Here is a 25,095-nt window from a genome sequence, read left to right on the forward strand (position 1 = left end):
GAGGTAGTATGAAATCGGTGGCGGAACCAGAGTTGGACATGGCCAACGGGGAGCTGGGCGGGGAGGATCAATCCCTTGCCAGGCGTTCTTTCAGGGAGTGGGCCAGACAACTCATTGATTGCCGGTTGTGCCGCAATCTCACCCTTACGGCCTTTACGGCCATTCTTGCCATTGAGGTCGCCATCCTTATTCCGTCGTACCGCAATTACGAAGAAGACCTCCTGAACGACCGGGTTGATATAGCCAGCCAGGCAATCATTACTTTCATCAATCACTCCCGCGGACGGGATATAACCGGGGCTGCGCTGGAGGAGTTGATCACCAGCAGTCCGTTGGTTGGTGTCTCCCTGAGCAGAGCCGGAACCGAGTATCGAGCGGGTGAAACCATCACAACGCCACACCCCGCCAATGGCTTGCTTCGTTCTGCGCCCAGGACACCGCAGGGAATGATCGACCTCTCCTGGGCCGCTGACCCGATTCTCTCGGATTACGCGGTCCTGGCCCGGGTGGATGTCAGTGACGTGCCATCGGAGCTGGTTGCCTTTGTGTTCCGGATACTGGGTCTGTCGCTGCTGATCGCCGTTTTTGTGACCGCCGTGACCATGTTCGTGGTTGATCGGATGATGCTGTCTCCGCTCCTCAAACTACGTGATCGCATATCCCGCGCTGGCGAGGACGCCGAACACCCCCTGAAATACCTCACGCCCGCCGGCCGCTGCGATGAGTTCGGTGAAGTGGAAGGGGTGTTCAACAGCATGCTGAAGCAGAATGCGGCCTACCTTTCACGGCTGAAGCTCCTGAATCGGGAACTTGACCAATTGCTCGCAGAGCGGACCCGCACACTGCGCAGAACCGAGCAGGAACTGGAAATCCGGACCCTCTATGATCAACTTACCGGCCTTGCCAATCGAAGCCTGTTCGAAGAGCAGTTGGACCGCCATTTCAGCGATCCAGACCATGGCGGAGGGGAAGAGGCTGTTCTGGTGCTCGGTATCAACGATTTCCAGACTCTCAACGGTCTGGCAGGCCACGAGACAGGCGACAGGGTCTTGCAGGAGGTTGCCCGCCGTATCGCTGGTTTCAGTAGCCATCATGGCCGGGTTGCCCGCCTGGGAGGCGATGTTTTCGGGCTGCTCATTGGTGAGACAGGGCGAGCTTCGACAGACATTGAGGTCCGAATTTCTGCCGTTATCGAAGCCTGTCAGCGGCCGGTTCATGTGGGTCGTAAAACGTTTGAGTGTGAAGTCAGTGCCGGCGTTGCTGTCTCAGGTCTGGACGTTGATGAGGCCAGGACGCTGCTGAGTCAGGCTGAAATTGCCATGCATCGTGCAAAAAAATCGCCGAATCAGAGGGTGCAGTTTTTTGCCTCGGAATTCGGGGATCAGGTCCTTCACAGGCAGGAATTGATCCAAAGTCTCAAAACGGCTGTCGAGAACCGGCAGTTGCAGCTGTATTTCCAGCCGCAGTTTGATCGCCTCCGGCGGAACACCGGCTATGAAGCGCTTCTTCGCTGGCATCATCCCCTGCTTGGTCCGATTTCTCCCGCGGAATTCATTCCGTTGGCGGAAGAAACCGGGCTTATCACAAAAATCGGTGACTGGGTCCTGGAACGGGCGGTTGCCACTTTGAAGGAATGGTCGGAACAGGGGTTTTCAGGGCGAATTGCGGTGAATGTCTCTGCGCTTCAGCTTCACGATCCGGGTTTTGCCGACCGACTTTCGGCTTTGCTTGAAAGCCGTGGCGTTTCCGCTCGTCTGTTGGAGCTGGAAATTACCGAAACGGCCCTGATGCACGATATTGAACTGGCAATGACAACCCTCAATCGCTTTCGTGAGCTGGATCTGACCCTTGCGGTCGACGATTTTGGCACCGGCTATTCCTCCCTGGCTTATCTCAAGGCAATGCCTGTGTCCCGTATCAAGATTGACCGGACCTTTGTAACGGGCCTTCCGGATAACGAGCAGGACCAGGCTCTGTGCAGAACCATAATCACCATGGCCCATGCCATGGGCTGCGAGGTTATTGCCGAGGGTGTTGAAACCGAAGCACAGGCTAGCTGGCTGGCATCGGCGGGTTGCGACGAGCTGCAGGGGTATCTGTTGGGCAAGCCCTCGCAAACGGGATTCCGGGCCGCGAAAGATAAGGGCGATGATTAAACAGGAGGCTCAATCTGCCCACTGAAACTGCCGGTAATCAAACCCCTGCTCCAGCGTTGGTTTGATTACATCAAAATAGGGCGATGCATCAAAATCCCGAGGCGCGAACAGGGAGTGATGCCGAATCCGGAAGTATTCGCGTTGCTGGGCTTGCCAATCTGCGTCATCGTCTGATTTGGCCAGGCGTTCAGGCAGTATCGGATAGCGGATCGACTGGAAGCCCTGGGCAATAAATGTCGAACAGATGGCCCGGGTAGGGTCGCCACTGCCCAATGCCAGCATGGAACGACGGTAACGGGTTGGTACCGGTGGTGTGGGGCAAAGGTAGCGTGCCAGGTCCCAGACGTTTTTCAGGTCGTACTGGTGCCCGATCCGGCTTTTCGAGTAGTCGATCAGCTTGCTGATATCCTGGTCACTGAGCCCGACAGGCCGGCAGATTCGGGTGTGAAAGTTGCGGTAAAAAGACAGCGGCAGGCATCGAATACCGTCCTCAAGATCCGCCTCGACCAGAACATGTTCCTCTCCGTCCTCATCAATACCCAGGTTCGCCTCGGGGCCGAGATACAGCGCCGCATGGGACCAGGTGGACTGGGTCAGATACTTGATAGCCGTGCTGATTCTGGTATTTCCCTCCACCAGAAGCACGTCCCCGGGTTTGATCGACGCCTGTATAGCTGCCCAGGTGGAGGTTCGGACCGAGTAGCATTTGATCTGTTTGGACAGATAGGCAGCCAGTCGCCTCGACAGCCAGTTCAGCAGCATGGTTAACCCCCGATTGCATGTCTGTTTTTGTTAATAACAATGACATGCAGTCGGGGTTAATGTTACAGCCTTTCGCGGACTGATCAGGCGGTTGCGGGAACCGGTTGGCGGGAGAGTGTCAGGGTATCGTAGTCCCGCAAAAGGAACAGGGCAGCGCAGGCAGCAAGCATTGGCCAGGCAGCAAAGAAGAGGAGATTATCAAAAGGCTGGAGGTATTTGCCGAATGCCGACAGGGTAGAAACGCCGTGGAATACAAGAATGGCGCCATAGGTCCAGGTTTTCATTACCCCTGCCACAAACGCCAGTATAAGCGCGAGTTGGGCTGCTCCCATGATGTAAAACGCGGTCTCACTGAGCCCTCCGAGGCCGTAAAATGCACCGAAGACTTTAGCGGCATGATCCGGCTGTACCAGCTTGTCCAGGGTCCAGAACAGGAACACGGTAAAGACACCGAGACGAAGTAGCAGTAGGGCGAGGGGTAACTGTTTGGGCATTCTTTTCTCCTTCTGTGGTTTTTGAGCGATCGTTCCAAGGACATGGAGGGCGCGGGGAAGTTCCGGGAATATTGGAGGAACTGTGTAACAAACGATAGAAGGGGGTGTCTTGACGATGTGAGTCAATTGAATCAGCAAGTCAGGAGTCTGCTATGTCCAGAGAAGTTGTTCTCGCCCGTCCTCATCCTTTCATTCGTAAACCGATGACCGAACTGCTTTCGAAACTTGGCTTTACGCCTGTCACCGGCGGCAACTCCACGAAGCCTGCTGGTGTGATTGTTTCCAGCAGTGTCACCTCGGAGGCAGGCAGTTTCGCGGATGTGCTCAAGATGGTTAAGCAAACTTGGAAAGACGTGCCACTAGTGGTGGCGACACTGTTAAAACCGGATATGGCCATCAAGTCTCTGGGTAAAGAGCTCGAGACGGTCTTTCCCGGTAAGAAAATCGGCTTTCCATCGGAAGGCCAGAAAGCTGATATTCTTATTGTCCGCCCTGATGACCTCAAAGTTCTGCAAACCGAACGAGTTATTCAGGGATTTTTCAGATAACAACATGCTCGTCCTGAGGTTTAGATGTCCTTTCTCCAGAATCTGCGCACCCCGGCTCGTCGCTGCAAGGAGGCCTGCGAGCTTGCGGTAGGCCACGGTACGCCCCGGCGTGCCGCAAAGCTGGCGGCAGTTGTTGGCACGCTTCTGGTGCTCATCAATCAATGGGAAGCGGTCAACGGGGCGGCCTCCATGGACTGGCTGAAAGTTTTGCTGACGTACTGCGTGCCCTACCTGGTATCAACCTACACTAGCGTGACCAAGGACCTGACGCTGCTTCGGGAGGCCGAAGCAGCTGAGCAGGCGGTTCATGAAGAGGCCCGAAACGTCCATATGCAATCGGATTCGGTGTAACAAACCGGCTGGTGCAGTGTCTCCCCCGTAACAGCAAGCAGGGTCCTGTCTCCTGCCTGGGAGGTGAGCATGAAAATGCCAATCGCAAGGGCGTTTGCAGTAACCGCCGCAGTGGCCGTTTTATTGAGCTGGAACAGTGCGTTGTTGTCCGGTGAGGTCATTGAAAAAAGCATGGGCACACCGGATTCCCGTGTCGTTCTCTTCTCACAGCCATTCTGTCCAGGCTGTGAGGCGGCCAAGTATTATTTCCACGACAACCAGGTCTCCTACCTGGAATTCGATATAACCGCCTCCAGGGCCGCGCGGGACACATTTGAACGACTCGGCGGCAGGGGGACACCGTTTTTCCTGATTGGTGGCGAGCGGTTGCATGGGTTTTCCGTACCGAGAATCGAGCAGCGACTCAGAGAGGTGGGCATCCCCGGGAGGAGTCATGAATAGATTCAACAATCTCGTGATTCTGGCAATGGCATCGCTGCTATTCGCCCAGCCGGCTTTCAGTCAAACAAAGAATGGGTTCGAGCTTGGCAATGCGCTTGTGCCGGTGGAGGAGATTCTCCGCGGAGGACCGCCCCGGGACGGCATTCCATCGATTAATGAACCGCTGTTCCAGGACCCTGAAGACGCATCCCTCTGGCGGTCCGATGACCTGATGCTGACCTATGACAAAGGAGAGGTCAGTTTTGCCTATCCTATTGGAATCCTGAACTGGCACGAGATCGTGAATCATGATCTTGGCGGCACGCCGTTGCTGATCACCTTCTGCCCGCTGTGCGGCACGGGCATGGCCTTTGATCCAAGGGTAGACGGGCGGACTCTTACGTTCGGAGTCTCGGGTCTGCTGTATAACAGTGATCTGCTCATGTACGACCATCAGACCGAATCCCTGTGGTCGCAGATTGAAGGGCGGGCGGTTTCGGGGCCGTTGGCGGGAACTGAGCTGGAACCCGTCGCCATTCGCCACGAGCTCTGGCACCGCTGGCGGGACCGCGTTGAAGAAAGCGGAACAGTGCTTTCCACCGATACCGGCCACCACCGTAATTATCGAATGTCGCCCTATGGCGATTACGATCACTCGGAGCGACTCTATTTTCCGGTCACCCACACCAGCCGGAAATATCATCCAAAAACCTGGGTGTTAGGCTGGTCACACAATGGTGAAAGCAAGGCCTGGCCGTTCCCGGAGCTGGCTGATCACGGTGCCGTACTTGAAGACCGTATTGGTGGGAAGTCTGTGCAGGTGCATTATGACCCGGAAGTGCCATCGGCGGAATTGCGCGACGATTCAGGCAATCTTCTTCCGGCGACCCGGGCTTTCTGGTTTGCCTGGTATACCTTCCATCCGGATACCAATGTATTCGAGGCCGAATAGAAATCCCGAAAGCGTTACTCTGAATCACTTCCCTTGTTTTGTCGGTCATTCAGCGCTTCAGCCACCCTTTCGTCAATCCTGCGCAGAAACTCCTCGTCGGCCTTCCCCGAGGAGTGAGCACTCAGCAGACTACTGCTTGCACGCAGGTTGCCGATAAACGTGCGGCAGTCCTTGCACATCATCAGATGCATTTTTACTGACAGGTTCTGCCGGCCGCTGAGTTCACCATCGATGTAGTCACTGGCAATCTCGGCCAGATCCCTGCACATTAACATTCGCCCGTCTCCTGGAAGGTCTCCACCATGAGAAAGATCTTTTGCCTCGCACGGTGTAAAAGTACACGAAGGTTAGAGGCACTGACATCCAGAATGTTACAGACATCATCGGATTTATGTTGATGGGCTTCGTAAAGCATCAGGGCTGAACGCTGGGTTTCCGGCAGTGCAGAGAGATGCTTGTCCAGGCAATCGCTAAGGGCGCCATTTTCCAACAGGGTGTCGGCGGACTCATGGAATTGCAGCTTGGGGGGCAGATCCCATCGCCCTGTGGAATTGAAACGATTAGCCAGTTCAGGCTCCAGGGTCTCGGAGAAGTCCGTTGCGACTTCCCGATTGGCCGCACGAAGCCGGTTCTTGCAGCGATTGGCGACGATACGGTGCAGCCAGGTTTTCAGACCGGATCGGCCCTCGAACTTCTGGACAGCATCAATAACCGTTACCCAGCAGTCCTGGACTACTTCCTCGGCGCTTGAGTGGTCCAGGTAAAATCGGGCGACGGCCAACATGCCGGGTGAGTAGTCGCGTACCGCTTTCTGATAGGCGGTTGAGTCTCTCCGTTTTAGGTCTTCGATTAATGATGCTTCGGACTCTGATTGCACTTCAGTTTCCATCGGGTTCCGTTCCTTGTGAGATCGCTACCTCGGTACTGTCATTGAGAGTAGAAAAAAGTTCCAGAATTTTATAGTGAATGCTCAAAAAAGTTTTACTTTAGGAACAGAGCGCCGGGGTCAAAAAATGGCGAACTTGAGTAGTTGCTTAGGACTCTGATTCATTGCTCCAAAACTATAGGTGATCCTGGCCTTGTTTTAAGTCGGCTCATTGCCAGGAAATCCAGCTCGCACTTGTATTAAGAAACCCATTTAGAGCCTGACCGGTCTAGTGGTTAAACGATTTTGGACAGGTCAGCAGTTTGATTAAACGCTTGAGGCCGGTCAGAGAGTGAAAATGGTTAGAGAATCACTAACAAGTGACTATGGTTTTGCGCTCCGATTGAATGTTCGCTTTGCGACTATCCCGCATCCCGGACAGCACCTGAACAAAAGCGAACATTCGCATCGAGGCTCGTCAAAACCAAATTCCACACCGACGCACTCACGTCGACAGAAGCCGGCCATAGCTGACGAGATGCAATGGCCAGACGCTTACATCTTGCTGCCTGCGGGTGAACCCCTGACCAATGGGCTGCTAATTTCAGAATAGATTCCCTACCCTTATTCTTCTGCTTCATAAAGATTTCAGTTTTTCGTGTTTCTGTTTCTAACCTGCCATCAGTAACCTCGTGTTCATGTTGACACAGTCAATGGAGATAAAGATGAGCGACAGCAATCCGAGGCTGGTGCAGGAGCTGTCCAGCCTCATTGAGAGCCTGATTGGCAAGATGGACTTCGGCACCGTCGAACTGACGTTTCACCAGGGCCAGCTTGTGCAACTTGAGAAGCGGGAGAAGGTGCGGTTCGAGAAATCCACCGGCGCCCGCTGAACAGCCAAAACCCGATGAACAACCTGTTGGCCGACCGGACCGCCGGAGGCAGTCAACGTTTTAAATCCCGAGGAGCTTGATATGTCTTTCCGAAAACCACTGCTGGCGTTTTCCGCCAGTGTCCTGTTGGCCACTTCCGTGGCCGGCCCGGCGCAGGCTGAGGATATCTCCCTGCTGAACGTCTCCTACGATCCCACCCGGGAGTTCTACCAGGAGTACAACAAGGAATTTTCCGACTGGTACCAGGCCAGGTCTGGTGATTCGGTCACCATCGAGCAAAGCCATGGCGGTGCAGGCAAGCAGGCCCGTTCGGTGATTGATGGCCTGCCGGCCGATGTCGTCACCCTGGCCCTGGCCTATGATATCAGCGCCATCGGCGAGCGCACCGGCAAGTTGCCGGCCGACTGGCAGACTCGATTGCCCAACAATAGCGCCCCGTATAGTTCGACCATCGTGTTTCTGGTGCGCAAGGGTAACCCCAAGAACATTCAGGACTGGGATGATCTGACCAAACCGGGCGTCGAGGTGATCACCCCGAACCCGAAAACCTCCGGCGGCGCCCGCTGGAATTACCTGGCGGCCTGGTCCTATGTGCTGAAAAAGGAGCTGGGCGACCTGAGCAAGCTTGATAACCCAGAGTTCGCCGATGAAGTGAAGGCAGCCGAGCAGAAGGCCACAGAATACGTTACCGCTCTGTATAAAAATGTGCCGATTCTCGATTCCGGCGCACGTGGCTCCACCACCACCTTTGTGAAGCGTGGTCTGGGTGATGTCCTGCTGGCCTGGGAGAACGAGGCGCTGCTGGCGGTGAACAAACTGAGCCAGGGTGAGTTCGACATTGTCGTGCCGTCCATCAGTATCCTGGCCGAACCACCGGTCACCGTGGTGAATGGCAATGTCGAGAAAAAAGGTGAGGGCGCGGTCGAGGCGGCCGAGGCCTATCTGGAGTATCTGTATTCGCCGGTGGCCCAGCAACTGGCGGCCAAACACTACTACCGTCCGGTCTTCGAGCACTTTGCCGACAAGGAAGACCTGAAACGCTTCCCGAACGTGACCCGGGTCACCGTGCAGGACGTGTTCGGCGGCTGGCAGAACGCCCAGAAAACCCACTTCAACGACGGCGGTGTCTTCGACGCAATCTACCTCCCACAATGAGGCGATTATGAAGCGATCCTTCTCCATCTTGCCAGGCTTTCGCCTGGCAAGTGGTATTACCCTGTTTTACCTCTCCCTGCTGGTTCTGATACCGCTTTGCGCACTGGTCTGGAAGACCACCGAGCTGAGCCTTGAGGAGCTGGTGGCCACGCTGACCAATAGCCGGGTGCTGGCGTCTTTCCGGGTGAGCATTCTCACAGCGCTGGCGGCGGCCTTTATCAACCTGTTTCTGGGGTTTGTGATTGCCTGGGTGCTGGTGCGCTACCCCATGCCTTTCAAGCGTATGTTCGATGCGGTGATTGATCTGCCCTTTGCCCTGCCCACGGCCGTGGCCGGCATTGTGCTGGCGGCCCTGTACGCGCCGGACGGCTGGATTGGCAGTTTCTTCACCGAGCTGGGCATCCGCATCGCCTATACGCCTCTGGGTATTGTCGTGGCACTGATGTTCATCGGCCTGCCCTTTGTGGTGCGCACGGTGGAGCCGGTTCTGCAGGACCTGGACAGCCAGTTGGAAGAAGCGGCCCAGAGCCTGGGGGCCTCACCCTGGACCATCTTCCGGCGGGTGCTGTTTCCGCCGCTGATTCCGGCATTGCTTACGGGCTTCGCCCTGGCGTTTGCCAGGGGGCTGGGTGAATACGGTTCGGTGATCTTCATCGCCGGCAACATGCCCATGGTCTCGGAAATCGTACCGCTGCTGATCATCACCAAGCTGGAGCAGTACGACTACGCCGGCGCAACCGCTATCGGCCTGATGATGCTCGTGGTGGCGTTCATCATGCTTCTGGTTATTAACCTCTTGCAGGCCTGGACCCGCAAGCGCACCGGTAAACTCTAGGAGAGCCCCCATGCACACACAGACTCTGGCGCTGGATCGCCTGGACCAGCCTGGTGCCCGGCAGTGGCCCCGCTACGTGCTCACCGGTCTGGCCATTTTCATTATTGGTCTGTTCCTGCTGCTGCCGCTGGCGGCGGTATTGATTGAGGCCTTCAGCGAAGGCTGGGATCTCTATGTTCAGGCTATCAATGACCGCTATACCTGGGAGGCCATCAAACTGACCCTGCTGGTGGCGGCGGTTGTGGTTCCTTTGAACACGGTGTTCGGCATTGCCGCCGCCTGGATGATCGCCCGGTTCCAGTTTACCGGTCGGGGAACGCTGACCACGCTGATTGACCTGCCGTTTTCCATCTCACCGGTCATCGCCGGCCTGATCTTCGTGCTGGTGTTCGGGGCCCACGGCTGGTTCGGCAGCTGGTTCGCCGAGCAGGGCTTTCCGATCATCTTCGCGGTGCCGGGGATCATTCTGGCCACCCTGTTCGTGACCGTGCCCTTTGTGGCCCGGGAACTGATCCCGTTGATGCAGGAGCAGGGCTCGGAAGAAGAAGAGGCCGCCATCGCCCTCGGTGCAGGTAGCTGGACCATGTTCTGGAAAATCACCCTGCCGAAAATCAAATGGGGCCTGCTTTACGGGATCATCCTGTGTAACGCCCGGGCCATGGGTGAGTTCGGGGCGGTGTCGGTGGTGTCCGGCCATATCCGGGGCCAGACCAACACCTTGCCGCTGCACGTGGAGATTCTCTACAACGAATACAATTTTACCGCCGCCTTCGCCGTTGCCTCGCTGCTGGCCGGGCTGGCGATCCTGACACTGGTATTGAAAAGCCTGGTTGAGTGGCAACAGGCGCGGTCACTGGAGAGAGCAACACAATGAGCATCGAAGTCCGCAACATCACCAAGGCCTTTGACGATTTCAAGGCCCTGGATAATGTCTCACTCAATGTCGACGACGGCGAACTGGTGGCCCTGCTGGGCCCTTCCGGCTGCGGCAAGACCACGCTGCTGCGGATGATCGCCGGGCTGGATTTTGTCGATGAAGGCGAAGTCTGGCTCAACGGCGAGAACGTCACCGGCAAGCACATCAAGCAGCGGGGCGTGGGATTTGTTTTCCAGCACTACGCACTGTTCGGACACATGACCGTCTTCGAGAACGTGGCCTTTGGCCTGCGGGTTCTCAAGCGCAGCGAGCGCCCCAGTGAGGAGCAGATCCGTAAACGGGTACATGAGCTGCTGGATCTGGTGCAACTGGACTGGCTGAGCAAACGCTTTCCGGCCCAGCTCTCCGGCGGACAGCGTCAGCGGGTGGCCCTGGCGAGAGCGCTGGCGGTAGAGCCCAAGTTCCTGCTGCTCGACGAGCCCTTCGGCGCCCTGGATGCCAATGTCCGCAAGGAACTGCGCCGCTGGCTGCGACGGCTGCATGACGAACTGCACGTGACCAGCATCTTCGTCACCCACGACCAGGAAGAGGCGATGGAGGTCGCGAGCCGCATTGTGGTGATGGACAAGGGGCGGATCGAACAGGTGGGCACTCCGGAAGCGGTTTATGACAACCCCGCCAGTCCCTTTGTGTCGTCTTTTATCGGCAATGTGAACGTCTTCCACGGTCGCCTTCAGGGCGAGACTCTGGATACCGGTGCTTGGCAACTGCCGATTCGCCCGCCGGGCAGTGCTGACGTGAGCGATGACACGCCCTACGCGGCCTACATCCGCCCCCACGATTTTGAGCTGCTGAAATCCACCGAGGAAAAACTGCCGGAATGCCGGGTGAAGTTCATTCAGCCCATGGGCAGTGTCTACCGCCTGGAAGTAGTGCCCGAGCACGCGGCCAGTGACGGCCTGCCGGAGGTGATCGATGTGGAACTGCCTCGCCGGGACTTCCGGGCCCTGAATCTTTCCGTAGGCGAGCGGGTTTACCTGCGAGCCACCGAAACCCACTGGTTTGAACCGGGGCAGCCAGCGGTCACGGGCCCCCGATAACGCAACAGGAGAATCCAATGCATATTGTCGCCCTGCTGGGCAGTCCCAACGTAAAATCCCGCTCCAGCGCGCTCGCCGAGTACCTGCTTGGCGAACTGGCTGGCCGGGATGTGGAAGTGCGCACATACAGCGTGGAAAGCTTCGATGCGAACAGCCTGCTGCGCGCAGATTTCAAGAGCGAACAGGTGCAGGCCTACCTGAGTGATGTGGCCGGGGCAGCGGGATTGATTGTGTCCAGCCCGGTCTACAAGGCCTCTATCTCGGGCGTTTTGAAAACCCTGCTGGATCTGATCCCGGAGGGTGGGTTGCAAAATAAAAGCGTGTTGCCGGTGGCCTCCGGTGGCTCTCCCGCCCACATGCTGGCGGTAGACCACGCCCTGCAGCCGATTTTCATTAACCTGAAAGCGGAGAAGGCGCTGCCGGTGGTGTTTTCCCCGGATAACCAGTTCCAGAAGACGGAGGAGGGAGACTACCTGATCGGTGACGAGATTCTGCAGCGCCTGGACGTGGCTCTTGACCGCTTCATCGACGGATTTGAATCCCACCCGGATCACCCGGTGAGCAAAGACCGGACTCACATCCGGCTTGGCGAGACCCTGGCGGTATAAAGCCCACGCTGAAACAAAAAGACCGGAGGCACGAACCTCCGGTCTTTTGCAATGTGGCGGTTTGTCCCGCGTGGTCAGGCGGTTTGCTTTGAGGGGTCCTCGGTCAGACGTAGATAAGGCCGGACTGCGCGATAACCAGACGGAAACCGACGGTTAATTTCCTCCTCATCCTGCAGGGCCGGCACAATGACAACGTCCTCACCCTGCTGCCAGTTACCCGGTGTTGCGACCTTGTGGTGCTCGGTCAGCTGCAGGGAGTCAATGACCCTGAGCAACTCGTTGAAGTTGCGGCCGGTGCTGGCGGGGTAAGTCAGCGTCAGCCGTACCTTTTTCGCCGGGTCGATCACAAATACCGATCTCACCGTTGCGCTGTTGTCTGCGTTGGGGTGAATCATGTCGTACAGTTCCGACACTTTGCGATCGCTGTCCGCCAGGATCGGGAAGTTCACCCGGGTATCCTGGGTGTCGTTGATGTCCTCAATCCACCGTCCGTGAGAATCGACATCGTCGACGCTCAGCGCCAGCACCTTGACGTTGCGTTTGGCAAATTCGTCCTTGAGCTTGGCGGTCAGGCCCAGTTCCGTGGTGCATACGGGGGTGAAGTCCGCAGGGTGCGAGAACAGGACCCCCCAGCTGTCGCCGAGATAATCGTAAAAGTGGATCTTGCCTTCGCTGGATTGCTGTTCGAAATCAGGGGCGGTATCGCCCAGTCTGAGTGTCATGGGTTACTCCTTGTTCGATGTCATGAAGTTTCAGGTTAGCGCGGTTAAAAACAATGGAGTACCAAGAAAACTTCAGTTGGTTTTCAGTTTTCCTGCAATGGCCAGTATCCCCCTTCTTACTAGGGGAAAGCGCTTCGCTGAGGCGAGCTTTGTGCCGGTCTTTATCGTTTTTTTTCATAAGCAGTTCGGGAATTCTTGGTTTGGTCAGGGGAAGGGGGGCGTCATCATTTCCGTTTTACCGAAGCCCAGCCCGCCGGGCTGAGCAAGCAGGTCATACCAGTTCGAGGAGTCAACCGTGATTAGACGCTCAGAGTTTGTGAAGTCCGCTGCGATGGCTGTCGCTGTAATCGCGGCCGCACCGTTTGCCCACGCGCAACAGACCGATATCCGGGTTTCAGGCGGCTGGGGCCCTTATCCCCTGATGGTGATCTGGGCCAACGAGTACCAGAAAAGCCATGACAACGTCGATATTACGGTGTCGGGTGGTGGCACCGGCAAGGGTGTGTCGGACGTGCTCAACGGCCAGTCGGATATTGGCATGATGGGCCGTGATCCCGCGCAGAAAGAGATAGATCAGGGCCTGTTTCCGATCGCTATTATCAAGGATTCGGTCGTGGGAACGGTGAACAAGTCGAATCCGGCCTATAAGGAAATTGTTGAGCAGGGGCTCTCTAGAGAGGACCTCAAGGCAATTTTCAGCGGCGAAGTCACCACCTGGGGTGAAGTGATCGGCAAGGATCTGAGTGACGACACCATCGAGGTGTACGGTCGCTCAGACGCCTCCGGTGCCGCCAAGACCTGGTTCAAGTTCTTCAGCGACGAATCCCAGTCACACTTCCAGAACCTGGCCGATGCCAACTTCAATGGCGATCAACCCGTGGCCGCTGCCGTGGCAAAAGAGCCAAACGCGATTGGTTTCAACAACCTGAATTTTGCCTTTAACGTGGAAACCGGTGAGTACGTGGGTGACATTCGCCCATTGCCGCTGGATCTCAATGGTGATAATAGGATCAGCGATGATGAAGCTTTCTACCAGAATCGTGATGTCTTTTTGACTGCGGTAGCCGATGGCCGTTATCCGTCGCCCCCGGCACGTCTTATGTATGTCGCCGGTAAAGGCCCGTTCAAGGGGGAGGTCAAGCAATTTGTGGACTGGATCCTGACGGAGGGGCAGCAGTACGTTGCGGAAAACGGTTACGTCAAGCTGCCTGATGCGGCCCTGGAAAGCCAGCGCCGGTATCTGAACGACGGTGTGACCGCTGACAACCGGCAGCAGTAGGGGCGATACGTGGCTGTAACGTCCCTGCGCTCCGGGCGCAGATTGCTTCTGGACAGCGCCACCAAGGCGCTATTCCAGCTTCTGACCTGGGTAGGCATTGCCATATTTGTCGGGCTGGCACTGGTGCTGACTCAGCAGTCCTTACCGGTATTAGCCGAAAATAACGTGGCGGACATCCTATTCAGTGGTACCTGGGATCCGGAAGCCGGTCAGTTTGGTTTTCTGCCCGCCATCGTAGGCACCCTCATCACCATGTCCGTGTCCATGATACTGGTCGTGCCGATCGCCGTTCTTGCATCTGTGTATATCGCTGAATACGCGCGCGGTTCCGTCCGCACACTGTTGTCCTCCTCCGTGGATATCCTGGCTGCTGTGCCCTCGGTTATTTTCGGTCTGTTCGGGTTGCTGATTGTTGCGCCCCTTGTGGATGATGTGATTGCGCCGTTGTTCGGGGCCAGCAGCACAGGCCTGGGCTTGCTCACGGCCAGCCTTGTGATTGCGGTAATGACACTGCCGATCATCATGTCGTTGTCAGTGGAATCTCTGGTCGCACTGCCGGATTCCCTTCGGGAGACTGCGCTTTCCCTTGGAGAAACCCGGAGTGGCATGGCTATCCGGATCCTTCTGAGGGCTGCAGGCCCCGGTATACTGTCGGCCATTTTGCTAGGGTTGGGGCGGGCGTTCGAGGCCTCGATCGCCGTTGCCATGGTCATTGGTGGTAAAAACCTGATTCCGGACTCTCTCTTCGATGCCGGGCAGACGCTGCCCACACTGATCGTGAACACCTTCGGTGAAATGATGTCTCTGCCGGAAACCCGTTCGGCCCTGCTTTTTGCAGCGTTGGTGCTGTTTCTCGTGGTAACGGCTTTCAATCTGTTGGCGAGCTTTGCGCGTAACCGGCTTGAACGCCACTGGAGGTACCAATGAAGCGCCGCTACGTTGAGCAGTATCTGGTTGAGACGCTGATCCGGCTGAGTACGGCTCTGGTGGTGGGCGTGCTGGTGCTGATCATCGGCATGACCCTTTACAAGGGCGGGCAGGTGCTGATCAATCAGCCTTCCGTTGCCTTCACTGCGCCAGGACCACTCTATTTGCTTGGGGGTGCCGGCGGGTTCCTGCACGCCATTCTCGGTAGTTTTGCGATTGTTTTGCCAGCGACTGTTATCGCCACGGTGCTGGCCGTTGCCACGGGTCTCTACCTGCAAAGCGACTACTGCGGCGAGCGGTTTGCGCGTGCTGTAAACGTGCTTCTGTACGTGTTGTGGGGAACGCCGGCTATTGTCTACGGAGTGTTCGTGTTAACTCTGCTGATCATGCTGGAAAGCCGTTCCAGCCTGATCGCGGCTACCTTTGCGGTATCCCTGTTGCAGTTCCCGATCATCGCCCGGTTTGTCGATGAAGCCTTGAAATCGGTGTCGGCGGATCTGAAGGAAACGGTTTACGCTCTGGGGACGACGCGCTTTGAAACCCTCCGCCTGCTGTTGCGTGCGGCGCTGCCGGGCGTGGTAGCCGGTGTCATCATGGGCTTCGCCCGCGGGTTGGGGGATGGCGCGGCGGTGCTCTTTACCGCCGGTGGCGGCATTGAGATGCCCTCGGGCCTGAATGACCCAGCCACCACTTTGCCCATCCTGATTTTCCAGCAGGCGTCGTCTGCCTACCCGAGCGTGCGCGAGGATGCCTATGCTGCAGCCTTTGTGCTGATGATGCTGGTACTGGTTCTGGTGGCCTTTTCGAAATTCATTGCCCGTCGCTTTTCCCGTTTTGCCCAGGAGGATCACTGACACATGTCCGACACTTCGGCCATTCGAACCGAGAATCTCAACCTCTATTACGGCCGGGATAAAACCAATCAGGCCCTTAAACAGGTGAGTGTGCGCTTCCCGGCGAACCAACTCACCACTATTATCGGGCCTTCCGGCTGTGGCAAGTCGTCATTGCTCAAGTCCCTGAACCGTCTGCACGATCTCAAGCTTCACGCCCGGGTGGAAGGAGAAGTTTACGTCGGGCAGGACCCGATTTACCGGTCCCGCGAGCCGGTGCCGGATCTGCGCAAACGGATTGGCTATGTCTCCCAGAAGCCGACAGCGCTGCCCATGTCGATCTATCGAAACGTGGCTTATGGGCCGAAGATTCATGGCCGCCCGTCCCGACAGGAACTGGATGAGCTTGTCGAACGGTCGCTGAGGAAGGTGAACCTGTGGGACGAGGTGAAAGACCGACTCAACGCGCCCGCCGCGGATCTGTCGGTGGGCCAGATCCAGCGCCTGAGCCTGGCCCGCTCGCTGGCCGTGGAGCCAGAGGTGGTACTTTGCGATGAGGTAACCTCCGCCCTTGATCCGATTTCGTCGGAGCGGGTGGAGGAAACCCTGCTGGCCCTGAAACAGGATTACACCATTATCATGGTGACCCACCTGATGCCGCAGGTCCAACGCCTCGCCGACCACGTCGTTTTCATGTACCTGGGCGAAGCACTGGAGCAGGGGCCGGCCAGCGAGGTACTGGATGCCCCCTCATCGGAACGGGCGCGAGATTTTATCCATGGCCATGGTGGCGGGGCGAAATCGCCCTCCGGCTCGGTCAGGCTTGCCAGCTCCGGCTGAGGGCGGTTTTGTTGAGCAAGAGGGCGGGGCGTTATTTACCTCTGCCGATCGCCCATTGATACACGGGCTCGGTGCCGTTGACCTCCCAGTCTCCGATCACCTTTTCCTTGTATATGAGCGGGTTATGAGAGGCGGCCGTGCGCGCGTTTCGCCAGTGGCGATCAAGGGAATGTTTGGTGCTGGTGGCGGATGCGCCCAGTGCGTTGAACAGATCGCTGGTGGCGGAGAGGATCAGGTCAGCGACGACCACCTGAGCTTTGGCGGATTCTATTTCGGCGTCGATGTTCAGAGCCCGGAGAGCCTCCAGGTCTTTCGTTGCGTGTTGCTCGTAGGCCAGTTGGCTGGCTTCCGCAGCTTTCAGTGTAATAGCCTCGGCGGCGTACACGCGCGCCGCCACGGAACCCACCACTTGCTGTATCTGGGGATCGTTTCGGACCGCATCGGCGTTGCCATGGCTGTATACCCGGGTTCTTGCCCGCACCAGTGATTTCAGATCGCCCAGGGCGGCCCGACCGATGCCCGTCAGCGTGGCCAGCAGAACCAACTGGTAGAATGCCGTTTGATACCGGAAGCGTTCCCCGAACGGATAGACGTTTTCAGGGTTCACTGTGGCGTTGTTGAACCGGGTAACGCCGCTTCCGGTTGTCCGCTGGCCGAACCCGTCCCAGTTGTCCTCAATCTCAACACCCTCCTGATGGGCAGAAACGCTCACGGTTGAGAGGGTCTCAGGGTCGTCCGATAGCTGGGCTGTCACATCCAGCCAGTCCGCAAAAATACTACCCGTGGTGTAGTACTTCTCACCGTTGATCAGCCACTGCCCGTCAACCTCGCTGACGCGGGTGTTGAGGTGGCCGATTTTTACCTCGCCCACTTCGGTCCATGCATTACCTGCGATATCGCCATTGGCAAATCGCGTCAACCATTCATCTCGGTGCGCTGAGGGGCGGGCGTTCAGGCGGTCTTCCACCAGCGCAAAGTGGCCCCGCAGGGCCTGTGTAATATTGGAATCGGCCTCTGCAAGTTCGGTCAGTAGCCGAAATAACTGGGGCAGAGAGGCGCCAAAGCCACCATAGGCGACCGGCACCCTCAACGCGCCGAATCGTGCTTCCTTGAGTTTACGGATCTGGTCGTAGGGCAGTTCCCGGGTATTTTCACGGTGCTTTACGGTTTCTGCAATGTCTCGAAACAGGGGGCGAAACCGCTGGTTCAGTTCAGAGTCGCTGGCGCCTCTGGAGAGATCTGAGTCGTTACTGGCATTTTTGGCAGCGATGGGCCGGGTTTCTGGCGTTGGTTTGGCTTTGAGTTCTGGCATGGCTATCTCCGATGTGTGCTCGAAAAGTTGGTGATGAAGATTGAATTCCCCTGCCTTTGCTCTCAAAGCCTGTGCCAGGTCAGCCCAATACCTTTCAAAGCCCCTGCCACAGAGGCGCCGCACGTTCAGGGCGGCTTCTCCGTCTGCTGATATATCAGCACTCTTCAGGCGCGGGTGTGGATATATCCGCACGGCGCCACCGCCAGTTGCTTCTGTATCACCATTTGTAGGATTAATTTCCCAATAAAAATAATAAAAACAATGAGATAAAAATCTGGCATTGACTGTGCAATATCAGGGGTATGCGCAGGTTTCTCACGGTGAGGAGCCTTTTCGCCCCGGCCAGTCGAGCTCACTGCTTGTGGCCCCATACAGAGTAGAAGAGGAGACGGTTCATGCCTGCAAAGCCCAGCGTTGTCATTGTCAATGGCAGCCCAAGACCGAGATCAAGAACCGGAGCACTGTTGAACGTGCTGGCGAATGAGATCGCGCGGGTCAGAGATGTTGAGGTGCAGAGCGTCAATATTGCGGAGATCGGCAACCATTTCGGCACCGAGTTCAATCCCGCCTCACTGGCTCCCGAACTGCAGCGAGCCATTCATGCCATCGAGAACGCAGACCTGATCCTGGCTGGCAGTCCCATCTATCGGGCGTCCTACTCCGGTCTGTTCAAGCATTTGTTCGACCTGGTTGACCGGGACGCCTTGAAAGGTACACCGGTTTTGCTGGCCGCCACCGGTGGCACACCCCTTCACGGGCTCGCCCTGGATACCCAGTTCCGGGCTTTGTTCGCGTTCTTCCAGGCCCTCACCCTGCCGCAGTCTGTCTACGCGCTGGACGTCGATTTCAACGACGGGCGACTGATCAATGACGAGCTTGCGCATCGGGTAAGTTCAGCGGCCGAGCTGGCCGCAGCCCATCTGGAAAGCAACCGGGGACACCGGGAAGCATCCAAAAACGTCTCACAAGCACCGGTTGCAACGGCGCCTGTTCTTTGAGTCACAACCACAGGAGAGCATTCATGAGTACCGATCCAATTAAATTCGCCTACTGGGTTCCCAATGTCAGTGGCGGGCTGGTCATCAGCAAGGTCAAACAGCGAACCAGTTGGGATATCGATTACAACCGCGAACTGGCACGGATCGCTGAAAAGGCAGGCTTTGAGTATGCCCTGTCACAGATTCGTTTTACGGCCGGCTACGGCGCAGAGTTTCAGCACGAGTCGGTGTCGTTCAGCCATGCACTTCTCGAGTCCACCAACACCCTCAAGGTGATTGCAGCGGTGCTGCCCGGCCCCTGGAAGCCGGCCGTCCTGGCCAAGCAGATTGCAACCATTGACCAGCTGACCGGTGGCCGGGTGGCGGTTAACGTGGTTTCCGGTTGGTTCAGTGGCGAGTTCCACGCCATTGGTGAGCACTGGCTGGACCATGACGAGCGTTACCGCCGGTCCGAAGAGTTTATCCGTGCGATCAAGGGCATCTGGACCCAGGACAATTTCAGCTTTGACGGGGCTTTTTACCGCTTCAGTGATTACACCCTCAAGCCCAAGCCGCTGCAAAAGCCCCATCCGGAGATTTTCCAGGGTGGTAGCTCCCGAGCTGCAAGGGATATGGCTGCACGTGTCTCGGACTGGTATTTCACCAATGGCAATACCGTGGAGGGCATCCGCAAGCAAGTGGAGGATGTTAAAGGCAAGGCGAAGGAGAACGGCCATTCCGTGAAGGTTGGCGTGAACGCTTTCATTATCGCCCGGGATACCGAGGAGGAGGCGCGCCAGGTTCTGGACGACATCATTGGCCAGGCTGATCCTGAGGCTGTCAATGCGTTCGCCGGCGAAGTCAAGAATGCCGGCAAAGCCAGCCCGGAAGGCGAAGGCAACTGGGCCAAGTCCAGTTTTGAAGATCTGGTCCAGTACAACGACGGATTCCGGACCAACCTGATTGGTACACCCGAGCAAATCGCTGAACGCATTGTGGAAATCAAGGCGACTGGTGTCGATCTCATTCTCGGCGGGTTCCTGCATTTCCAGGAAGAGGTCGAGTATTTCGGCAAAAGAGTTCTGCCTCTGGTGCGTGAACTCGAAGCGCAACGCAGTGAACAATCCGAAAGCGTACCAGCCTGATGGGGCTGCGCGGGGCAGGGCTTTACTGCTCCGCGCTCAACTTTGGAAATACGGAATGTCCGGCAACATCACAACGCCCGGGGCCAGCGAGGCGCTCGCTGCCGTCGGGGTAACACTCAAGTTCCAGGGCGTACGGGCCCTGGACGATGTCAGCTTCTCGATCCGTGAGGGCGAGATCTGTGCCCTGATCGGTCCCAACGGCGCGGGCAAGAGCTCGCTGCTGAATGTGCTCAACGGAATCTATCAGCCCAGTGAGGGCTTTCTGCGGGCCCATGGCCGGGTCCTGCGTGGCGCCCGTCCGCAGTTGACAGCCTCGCTGGGTATCGCCCGCACCTTTCAGCATCTCGGACTGTTTCCGGGGATGACAGTACTGGAAAACGTCCTGACCGGCCGAACCCTCAGGCATCGGTCGCACTGGCTTGCCCAGGCGCTGGGCCTGCCCGCCGCTCGCCGTGACGAAGTCAGGCAAATCCGGTCGGCAGAGGCGGTGATTCACTTCCTCGGTATTGATGCCTGGCGCGATGTGCAGGTGGGCGAGTTGTCCTACGGAGTCCAGAAAAAAGTGGATCTTGCCCGCGCGCTTGCCTCAGAGCCCTCCATCCTGCTGCTGGATGAGCCCATGGCGGGTCTCAACAAGCTGGATAAAGCGGATATGGCTCAGCTGATCAGGAAGATCAATCAGGAACACCAGGTCACCGTCGTGATCATCGAGCACGACATCGGCGTGGTCATGGGGCTGAGCGACCACATCATCGTGCTGGATCACGGCCAGAAAATCGGTGACGGCCCGCCGGCGCAGGTACGGGCCAACCCGGCAGTCATCGAGGCCTACCTTGGCGCGGGTGGAACAGAAAGCGACGTTGATACTCACGAATCCAGGCCCGAACCCGCGGTGGCGCTGTAGCAAAGGACTTCGTTTATGGAATTTTTTCTGGAAGTGTTGATCGGCGGGCTGCTGGCTGGCGTCATGTATTCGCTGGTCGCCATTGGCTTTGTGCTGATCTACAAGGCCTCCGGCGTCTTTAATTTCGCCCAGGGCGCCATGGTGCTGTTTGCCGCGCTTACCTATGTGAGCCTTATCGACCAGGGGCTCTCGCCCTGGCTGTCACTGTTGGTCACCGCCGTGCTGATGGTTCTGCTGGCCCTGGCGGTTGAGGCAGCGGTTCTGCGCCCTCTGGTCAATCGCCCACCAATTGTTCTGTTCATGGCCACGCTTGGGCTGGCCTACGTGATTGAGGGCGCGGCCCAGGCCCTGTGGGGTACCCAGGTGCACGGCCTTGAGCTTGGCATCAGTGATGCCCCAATGTTCCTGGGTGGCTTGCTGATCTCCTCCTTTGACCTGGTTGCGGCGGGTATTGCCGGCCTGCTGGTGATCGTGCTGTCCCTGTTTTTCTCGTACACCCAGACCGGGCTGGCCTTGCGGGCAGTGGCGGATGACCCGTTGGCGGCACAATCCGTTGGTATACGCATTCGCCGGATCTGGGTGATTGTCTGGTCCGCGGCCGGCCTGGTGGCGTTAGTGGCAGGCTTGCTTTGGGGGGCTCGCCTTGGTGTTCAGTTCTCGCTTTCCCTCATTGTGTTGAAAGCCCTGCCGGTGCTGATTATTGGCGGATTCACCTCGATAACAGGGGCCATTGTGGGCGGCCTTCTTATCGGTGCCGGCGAAAAACTGGCAGAGGTATACCTCGGCCAGCTTATCGGTAACGGGATCGAGAACTGGTTTCCCTATGTGATTGCGCTCCTGTTTCTGTTGGTCCGGCCCGCAGGCCTGTTCGGGCAGAGAACCATAGAACGTGTCTAAAAGGAAAGTTTCATGAGTTTCAGTACCGCTCAAATTCTTGTGCCTGACAGGCCGGTTGCCTCCGGGCTTGCCCAGCACAAACGCAGCCGATGGATCGGCTGGGTCATCAGCGTTGCGTTGTTCGCTCTGGTTCTGCCGCTCACGGTGAGCGATTACTGGTTCAGTGCGATTCTGATACCGCTTTTGATTCTGTCTCTGGCGGGCCTTGGCCTGAACCTGCTCACCGGCTACACCGGCCAGCTTTCATTGGGTTCGGCAGCCTTCATGGCGGTCGGGGTTTACACCGCTTACAACCTGGATTTGCGGGTTCCGGAACTTCCGTTACTGGTTTCCATTCTGGGCGGTGGCGTGATGGCGGCACTTGTCGCCCTGGTATTTGGCCTGCCAAGCCTCAGAATCAAAGGGTTCTACCTGCTGGTATCAACCCTGGCTGCCCAGTTTCTGATTCAGTGGGTGCTGGTCAAGTTCGGGTGGTTTTCGAACTACAACCCTTCCGGCGTCATTTCCGCACCCGATCTGTCGGTGTTGGGCGTCGAGGTCGAGACACCCAGGGCCCGATACCTGCTGACCCTGGCCATTGTTGCCGCACTGTTCTGGGTTGCCCGCAATCTGGTGAGGGGAGAAACCGGGCGGCGCTGGATGGCGGTGCGGGACAAAGACGTTGCGGCCGCCACCCTGGGTATCGCCCTGTTGCGCACCAAGTTGCTGGCCTTTGCCATCAGCGGCTTCTTTCTGGGTGTGGCAGGCTGCCTCTGGGGGTTTCTCTACCTGGGAACCGTTGAGCCGCACGGGTTCGATCTGAACCGGTCTTTTCAGATTCTCTTCATCATTATCATCGGCGGCCTGGGCAGCCTGACCGGCAGCATACTCGGGGCGGCGTTCTTTGTTTTCCTGCCCATCGCGCTATCCAATCTCGCCGGTTTTCTTCCCGTGGGCACCGTTGATAACGGGTTGCTGGAGAACCTGCAACAGGTTCTGTTCGGGGCACTGATCATATTTTTCCTGATCCGGGAACCCGGAGGCCTCGTGCGCTATGTGGAGCGAGCCATCCAATACGTTCAACACAGACGCGGTATTGCCAGAAACGCCGGTTAATACCGTCCATTTCCTTAAAACCGTTAAACATCAAGAGGGTTAGTAAAGTGCGTCATCTCTTCAGAAAAGTCATCATTGCGGGCCTGCTCAGCTCATCGCTGACAACGGCTTATGCCGAAGGGGAGCAGTATTTCCCGCTGCAAAGCTATCGGGTCGGTCCCTATGCCGCCGGTGGAACCGGGTTCTTCGGAGGTTTCATTGACTACATGCAGCACGTCAATCAGCAGGGCGGCGTGAATGGCGTCAAGCTCGTGTGGAGCGAGTGTGAGACCGAGTACGAGACCGAGAAAGGGGTCGAGTGCTATGAGCGCCTGAAAGGCGGACTCAATGGAGCGCCCGCCGCGGCCACCAATCCGCTGTCGGTGGGCATCGCCTACGCGACCCTGGAGCGCTCCCGCAAGGACGAACTGCCGCTGATCACCATTAACCATGGCGCAACGGCGTCCACGGATGGCCGGGTTTTCCCCTACGTTTTTCCATTGCAGCTGAACCCTTACTCCGAAGTGTCGGCGATCGTTAATTACATCGCCGAGAAGGCCGGAGGCAAGGATAAGCTGGCCGATGTGAAAATTGCGACGCTTTACCATGGCTCGCCCTACGGTACCGAGACCAATAGCGTGCTGGAGTTGCTGTCGAAGGAGTACGGATTCGAGCTCAAGCTGCTGGAAGTGCCGCATCCGGGCAACGAACAGCAGGCACAGTGGTTACAGATCCGCCGCTTCCAGCCTGACTGGGTGATCCTGCGGGGCTGGGGCGTGATGAATCCGGTGGCCATCAAGACTGCCAAGCGTTATGGCTTCCCGGTTGACCGTATTATCGGAAATATCTGGAGCAATTCAGAAGAGGACGTCCGGCCTGCCGGGGATACAGCCAAGGGCTTTGTTTCCATCACCACCCACCCGGCGGGCACCGATTTTCCGGTCCTGCAGGGCATCAAGGCATCCGTGGTTGATGCCGGCAAAACCGATCTGCAGGATCCGTCCCGATTCGGCACTGTCTACTACAACCTGGGGGTTGTGAATGGCATTCTGAATGTGGAAGCCGTGCGGCTTGCCCAGGAGAAATACGGCCACAAGCCACTCACCGGGGAGCAGGTACGCTGGGGCTTTGAAAACCTGAATCTGGACAACGAGCGCCTCGAGGAACTGGGCGCGCTGGGCCTGGTGCAGCCGCTGGAGCTGTCCTGCTACGACCACGAGGGCGGCGGCGCTGTTCGCTTCCAGCAGTGGGATGGCCAGGCCTGGCAGGTGATCAGTGACTGGGTCCAGGCCGACCGACAACTGCTGCGTCCGTTGATCGACAAGGCCTCCGCCCAGTACGCGCAGGAAAACGGAATTGCCCCCCGTGACTGTGCCCCCATCTGATCCGGTAAACAGGAGTTCTGTCATGACGCAGCCCCAGCTTGAAGTGCATCAAGTCTCCACTCGCTATGGCGGGGGCATTGTGGAAGCTCTGAACACGGTCTCCCTGTCCATTCAGCCCGGCTCTATGGTGGCATTGTTCGGTGCCAACGGGGCCGGAAAGAGCACCTGTCTCAAGTCCATTTCCGGGCTGATCCGGTCCACGGGCGGCCTGATTACCGAAGGTGAGATCCGTTACGAAGGTCGCACCGTTACCCGCATGGCACCGGAGAGCGTCAGCCGGCTTGGGGTTGCCCACGTTCTGGAGGGGAGGCACTGCTTCCCCCACCTGACCGTTGAAGAGAATCTGAGGACCGGCGCCATTGGTTTGCGGCGCAAACAGGTGGGTGCTGCACTGGAGGAGATCTACGAGCGATTCCCGAGGCTGAAACGAAAACGGCATCTGCAGGCTGGAAACACCTCCGGTGGTGAGCAGCAGATGACCGCGATCGGAAGAGCACTGCTGACCCGGCCCCGGCTGCTGATTCTCGATGAGCCATCCATGGGGCTGGCACCCAATCTCTATGCCGAGATCTTCGAGAGCATCCGGCAGCTCAACCGGGATTCAGGAATCAGCGTTCTGATTGCCGAACAGAACGTTGCAGTGACGCTGCCGGCGGTAGACAGCGTTTATCTGCTGGACGGAGGGCGGGTGACCAAGGCCGGGCCTGCATCCGAGTTTTCTGTTTCGGCCATAGCGGATGTTTATCTGGGTAACCAAACGACAATACAGTAGGACCTGCTCCGG

General features: G+C 57.6%; 28 protein-coding genes. 22 read left to right on the forward strand and 6 right to left on the reverse strand.

Features of this window, described 5'->3' with window-relative positions; all coding sequences use genetic code 11:
- Nucleotides 1-8 precede the first annotated feature (8 nt).
- Nucleotides 9-2,156 carry a putative bifunctional diguanylate cyclase/phosphodiesterase gene (locus tag Q674_RS37400; protein WP_023009778.1) on the forward strand — a complete coding sequence of 716 codons (2,148 nt, stop codon included), beginning with the start codon at nt 9-11 and terminating at the stop codon, nt 2,154-2,156.
- A gap of 9 nt (nt 2,157-2,165) precedes the next feature.
- Here the strand turns inward: Q674_RS37400 and Q674_RS37405 are convergent, their stop codons facing one another.
- Both Q674_RS37405 and Q674_RS37410 read right to left on the reverse strand, forming a co-directional pair.
- A complete protein-coding gene (locus Q674_RS37405) occupies nt 2,166-2,918 on the reverse strand; it encodes a YiiX/YebB-like N1pC/P60 family cysteine hydrolase (protein WP_023009779.1) in 753 nt (250 codons plus the stop codon).
- An 83-nt stretch (nt 2,919-3,001) separates the two neighbouring features.
- Nucleotides 3,002-3,412: a hypothetical protein gene (locus Q674_RS37410; protein WP_023009780.1), complete on the reverse strand. Its 411-nt coding sequence runs from the start codon at nt 3,410-3,412 to the stop codon at nt 3,002-3,004.
- A gap of 152 nt (nt 3,413-3,564) precedes the next feature.
- Here Q674_RS37410 and Q674_RS37415 point away from each other — a divergent pair, with 152 nt between their 5' ends.
- From Q674_RS37415 to Q674_RS37425, 4 genes are all read left to right on the forward strand, one after another.
- Entirely contained in the window at nt 3,565-3,960 is a 396-nt protein-coding gene (locus Q674_RS37415; protein ID WP_023009781.1) for a hypothetical protein, read from the forward strand.
- 24 nt (nt 3,961-3,984) lie between these two features.
- The gene (gene nrtS, locus Q674_RS37420) at nt 3,985-4,311 is read left to right on the forward strand and encodes a nitrate/nitrite transporter NrtS (protein WP_023009782.1); all 327 of its coding nucleotides are present in this window, start codon (nt 3,985-3,987) and stop codon (nt 4,309-4,311) included.
- 69 nt (nt 4,312-4,380) lie between these two features.
- Nucleotides 4,381-4,752, forward strand: a complete 372-nt coding sequence (locus tag Q674_RS40710; RefSeq protein WP_023009783.1) for a glutaredoxin family protein — start codon at nt 4,381-4,383, stop codon at nt 4,750-4,752.
- A complete protein-coding gene (locus tag Q674_RS37425) occupies nt 4,745-5,683 on the forward strand; it encodes a DUF3179 domain-containing protein (RefSeq protein WP_023009784.1) in 939 nt (312 codons plus the stop codon). The genes Q674_RS40710 and Q674_RS37425 overlap by 8 nt, the downstream gene beginning before the upstream one ends.
- Before the next feature lie 14 nt (nt 5,684-5,697).
- Here the strand turns inward: Q674_RS37425 and Q674_RS37430 are convergent, their stop codons facing one another.
- Entirely contained in the window at nt 5,698-5,958 is a 261-nt protein-coding gene (locus Q674_RS37430) for a zf-HC2 domain-containing protein (protein WP_031210432.1), read from the reverse strand.
- On the reverse strand, nt 5,952-6,572 hold the full coding sequence (locus tag Q674_RS37435) for an RNA polymerase sigma factor (RefSeq protein ID WP_023009786.1): 621 nt from the start codon (nt 6,570-6,572) through the stop codon (nt 5,952-5,954). Before Q674_RS37435 ends, Q674_RS37430 begins: the two co-directional genes overlap by 7 nt.
- 701 nt (nt 6,573-7,273) lie before the next feature.
- On the opposite strand from Q674_RS37435, the gene Q674_RS37440 reads away from it, so the two are divergent.
- From Q674_RS37440 to ssuE, 6 genes are all read left to right on the forward strand, one after another.
- Nucleotides 7,274-7,441 (forward strand): YezD family protein, encoded by a 168-nt coding sequence (locus Q674_RS37440; RefSeq protein WP_023009787.1) that lies wholly within the window; start codon nt 7,274-7,276, stop codon nt 7,439-7,441.
- 81 nt (nt 7,442-7,522) lie between these two features.
- Nucleotides 7,523-8,596, forward strand: coding sequence for a sulfate ABC transporter substrate-binding protein (locus Q674_RS37445; protein ID WP_023009788.1), 1,074 nt, complete (start codon nt 7,523-7,525; stop codon nt 8,594-8,596).
- Nucleotides 8,597-8,600: 4 nt separating this feature from the next.
- A complete protein-coding gene (cysT, locus tag Q674_RS37450) occupies nt 8,601-9,431 on the forward strand; it encodes a sulfate ABC transporter permease subunit CysT (protein WP_413540201.1) in 831 nt (276 codons plus the stop codon).
- Nucleotides 9,432-9,441: 10 nt separating this feature from the next.
- Nucleotides 9,442-10,305: a sulfate ABC transporter permease subunit CysW gene (gene cysW / locus Q674_RS37455; protein WP_023009790.1), complete on the forward strand. Its 864-nt coding sequence runs from the start codon at nt 9,442-9,444 to the stop codon at nt 10,303-10,305.
- Nucleotides 10,302-11,408: a sulfate/molybdate ABC transporter ATP-binding protein gene (locus Q674_RS37460; protein ID WP_023009791.1), complete on the forward strand. Its 1,107-nt coding sequence runs from the start codon at nt 10,302-10,304 to the stop codon at nt 11,406-11,408. The genes cysW and Q674_RS37460 overlap by 4 nt, the downstream gene beginning before the upstream one ends.
- A gap of 17 nt (nt 11,409-11,425) precedes the next feature.
- Nucleotides 11,426-12,016: an NADPH-dependent FMN reductase gene (gene ssuE, locus Q674_RS37465; protein ID WP_023009792.1), complete on the forward strand. Its 591-nt coding sequence runs from the start codon at nt 11,426-11,428 to the stop codon at nt 12,014-12,016.
- A 74-nt stretch (nt 12,017-12,090) separates the two neighbouring features.
- Here the strand turns inward: ssuE and Q674_RS37470 are convergent, their stop codons facing one another.
- A complete protein-coding gene (locus Q674_RS37470; protein WP_023009793.1) occupies nt 12,091-12,738 on the reverse strand; it encodes a peroxiredoxin in 648 nt (215 codons plus the stop codon).
- 295 nt (nt 12,739-13,033) lie between these two features.
- Here Q674_RS37470 and Q674_RS37480 point away from each other — a divergent pair, with 295 nt between their 5' ends.
- The 4 genes from Q674_RS37480 to Q674_RS37495 are packed head-to-tail and all read left to right on the forward strand — an operon-like array spanning nt 13,034 to nt 16,617.
- The gene (locus Q674_RS37480) at nt 13,034-14,017 is read left to right on the forward strand and encodes a PstS family phosphate ABC transporter substrate-binding protein (RefSeq protein ID WP_023009795.1); all 984 of its coding nucleotides are present in this window, start codon (nt 13,034-13,036) and stop codon (nt 14,015-14,017) included.
- Between the two features lie 9 nt (nt 14,018-14,026).
- On the forward strand, nt 14,027-14,944 hold the full coding sequence (gene pstC / locus Q674_RS37485; RefSeq protein WP_031210438.1) for a phosphate ABC transporter permease subunit PstC: 918 nt from the start codon (nt 14,027-14,029) through the stop codon (nt 14,942-14,944).
- Complete coding sequence (locus Q674_RS37490; protein ID WP_023009797.1) at nt 14,941-15,798, forward strand: PstA family ABC transporter permease; 858 nt, start codon at nt 14,941-14,943, stop codon at nt 15,796-15,798. The genes pstC and Q674_RS37490 overlap by 4 nt, the downstream gene beginning before the upstream one ends.
- Before the next feature lie 3 nt (nt 15,799-15,801).
- Complete coding sequence (locus Q674_RS37495) at nt 15,802-16,617, forward strand: phosphate ABC transporter ATP-binding protein (RefSeq protein WP_023009798.1); 816 nt, start codon at nt 15,802-15,804, stop codon at nt 16,615-16,617.
- Between the two features lie 31 nt (nt 16,618-16,648).
- Here the strand turns inward: Q674_RS37495 and Q674_RS37500 are convergent, their stop codons facing one another.
- Entirely contained in the window at nt 16,649-17,929 is a 1,281-nt protein-coding gene (locus tag Q674_RS37500) for an acyl-CoA dehydrogenase family protein (protein WP_023009799.1), read from the reverse strand.
- A 395-nt stretch (nt 17,930-18,324) separates the two neighbouring features.
- Here Q674_RS37500 and Q674_RS37510 point away from each other — a divergent pair, with 395 nt between their 5' ends.
- The 7 genes from Q674_RS37510 (at nt 18,325) to Q674_RS37540 (ending at nt 25,083) form a co-directional block, all read left to right on the forward strand.
- Complete coding sequence (locus Q674_RS37510) at nt 18,325-18,927, forward strand: NADPH-dependent FMN reductase (protein WP_031210441.1); 603 nt, start codon at nt 18,325-18,327, stop codon at nt 18,925-18,927.
- A 23-nt stretch (nt 18,928-18,950) separates the two neighbouring features.
- Nucleotides 18,951-20,051, forward strand: coding sequence for a dimethylsulfone monooxygenase SfnG (gene sfnG, locus Q674_RS37515; RefSeq protein WP_023009802.1), 1,101 nt, complete (start codon nt 18,951-18,953; stop codon nt 20,049-20,051).
- A 55-nt stretch (nt 20,052-20,106) separates the two neighbouring features.
- Entirely contained in the window at nt 20,107-20,955 is an 849-nt protein-coding gene (locus tag Q674_RS37520; protein ID WP_023009803.1) for an ABC transporter ATP-binding protein, read from the forward strand.
- A 15-nt stretch (nt 20,956-20,970) separates the two neighbouring features.
- Nucleotides 20,971-21,852: a branched-chain amino acid ABC transporter permease gene (locus Q674_RS37525; RefSeq protein ID WP_023009804.1), complete on the forward strand. Its 882-nt coding sequence runs from the start codon at nt 20,971-20,973 to the stop codon at nt 21,850-21,852.
- A gap of 12 nt (nt 21,853-21,864) precedes the next feature.
- A complete protein-coding gene (locus Q674_RS37530) occupies nt 21,865-22,947 on the forward strand; it encodes a branched-chain amino acid ABC transporter permease (RefSeq protein WP_023009805.1) in 1,083 nt (360 codons plus the stop codon).
- A gap of 71 nt (nt 22,948-23,018) precedes the next feature.
- On the forward strand, nt 23,019-24,311 hold the full coding sequence (locus tag Q674_RS37535) for an ABC transporter substrate-binding protein (RefSeq protein ID WP_031210444.1): 1,293 nt from the start codon (nt 23,019-23,021) through the stop codon (nt 24,309-24,311).
- A gap of 22 nt (nt 24,312-24,333) precedes the next feature.
- Complete coding sequence (locus Q674_RS37540) at nt 24,334-25,083, forward strand: ABC transporter ATP-binding protein (protein ID WP_023009807.1); 750 nt, start codon at nt 24,334-24,336, stop codon at nt 25,081-25,083.
- The last annotated feature ends 12 nt before the right edge of the window (nt 25,084-25,095 follow it).

This window comes from Marinobacter sp. EVN1 (assembly GCF_000475375.1).
GTDB classification, from domain to species: Bacteria; Pseudomonadota; Gammaproteobacteria; order Pseudomonadales; family Oleiphilaceae; genus Marinobacter; species Marinobacter nauticus.

Coding starts and splice junctions, on each gene's coding strand:
- Q674_RS37400 (WP_023009778.1), top strand. CDS start 9: ATGAAATCGGTGGCGGAACCAGAGTTGGACATGGCCAACGGGGAGCTG.
- Q674_RS37405 (WP_023009779.1), bottom strand. CDS start 2,918: ATGCTGCTGAACTGGCTGTCGAGGCGACTGGCTGCCTATCTGTCCAAA.
- Q674_RS37410 (WP_023009780.1), bottom strand. CDS start 3,412: ATGCCCAAACAGTTACCCCTCGCCCTACTGCTACTTCGTCTCGGTGTC.
- Q674_RS37415 (WP_023009781.1), top strand. CDS start 3,565: ATGTCCAGAGAAGTTGTTCTCGCCCGTCCTCATCCTTTCATTCGTAAA.
- nrtS (WP_023009782.1), top strand. CDS start 3,985: ATGTCCTTTCTCCAGAATCTGCGCACCCCGGCTCGTCGCTGCAAGGAG.
- Q674_RS40710 (WP_023009783.1), top strand. CDS start 4,381: ATGAAAATGCCAATCGCAAGGGCGTTTGCAGTAACCGCCGCAGTGGCC.
- Q674_RS37425 (WP_023009784.1), top strand. CDS start 4,745: ATGAATAGATTCAACAATCTCGTGATTCTGGCAATGGCATCGCTGCTA.
- Q674_RS37430 (WP_031210432.1), bottom strand. CDS start 5,958: ATGTTAATGTGCAGGGATCTGGCCGAGATTGCCAGTGACTACATCGAT.
- Q674_RS37435 (WP_023009786.1), bottom strand. CDS start 6,572: ATGGAAACTGAAGTGCAATCAGAGTCCGAAGCATCATTAATCGAAGAC.
- Q674_RS37440 (WP_023009787.1), top strand. CDS start 7,274: ATGAGCGACAGCAATCCGAGGCTGGTGCAGGAGCTGTCCAGCCTCATT.
- Q674_RS37445 (WP_023009788.1), top strand. CDS start 7,523: ATGTCTTTCCGAAAACCACTGCTGGCGTTTTCCGCCAGTGTCCTGTTG.
- cysW (WP_023009790.1), top strand. CDS start 9,442: ATGCACACACAGACTCTGGCGCTGGATCGCCTGGACCAGCCTGGTGCC.
- Q674_RS37460 (WP_023009791.1), top strand. CDS start 10,302: ATGAGCATCGAAGTCCGCAACATCACCAAGGCCTTTGACGATTTCAAG.
- ssuE (WP_023009792.1), top strand. CDS start 11,426: ATGCATATTGTCGCCCTGCTGGGCAGTCCCAACGTAAAATCCCGCTCC.
- Q674_RS37470 (WP_023009793.1), bottom strand. CDS start 12,738: ATGACACTCAGACTGGGCGATACCGCCCCTGATTTCGAACAGCAATCC.
- Q674_RS37490 (WP_023009797.1), top strand. CDS start 14,941: ATGAAGCGCCGCTACGTTGAGCAGTATCTGGTTGAGACGCTGATCCGG.
- Q674_RS37495 (WP_023009798.1), top strand. CDS start 15,802: ATGTCCGACACTTCGGCCATTCGAACCGAGAATCTCAACCTCTATTAC.
- Q674_RS37500 (WP_023009799.1), bottom strand. CDS start 17,929: ATGCCAGAACTCAAAGCCAAACCAACGCCAGAAACCCGGCCCATCGCT.
- Q674_RS37510 (WP_031210441.1), top strand. CDS start 18,325: ATGCCTGCAAAGCCCAGCGTTGTCATTGTCAATGGCAGCCCAAGACCG.
- sfnG (WP_023009802.1), top strand. CDS start 18,951: ATGAGTACCGATCCAATTAAATTCGCCTACTGGGTTCCCAATGTCAGT.
- Q674_RS37520 (WP_023009803.1), top strand. CDS start 20,107: ATGTCCGGCAACATCACAACGCCCGGGGCCAGCGAGGCGCTCGCTGCC.
- Q674_RS37525 (WP_023009804.1), top strand. CDS start 20,971: ATGGAATTTTTTCTGGAAGTGTTGATCGGCGGGCTGCTGGCTGGCGTC.
- Q674_RS37530 (WP_023009805.1), top strand. CDS start 21,865: ATGAGTTTCAGTACCGCTCAAATTCTTGTGCCTGACAGGCCGGTTGCC.
- Q674_RS37540 (WP_023009807.1), top strand. CDS start 24,334: ATGACGCAGCCCCAGCTTGAAGTGCATCAAGTCTCCACTCGCTATGGC.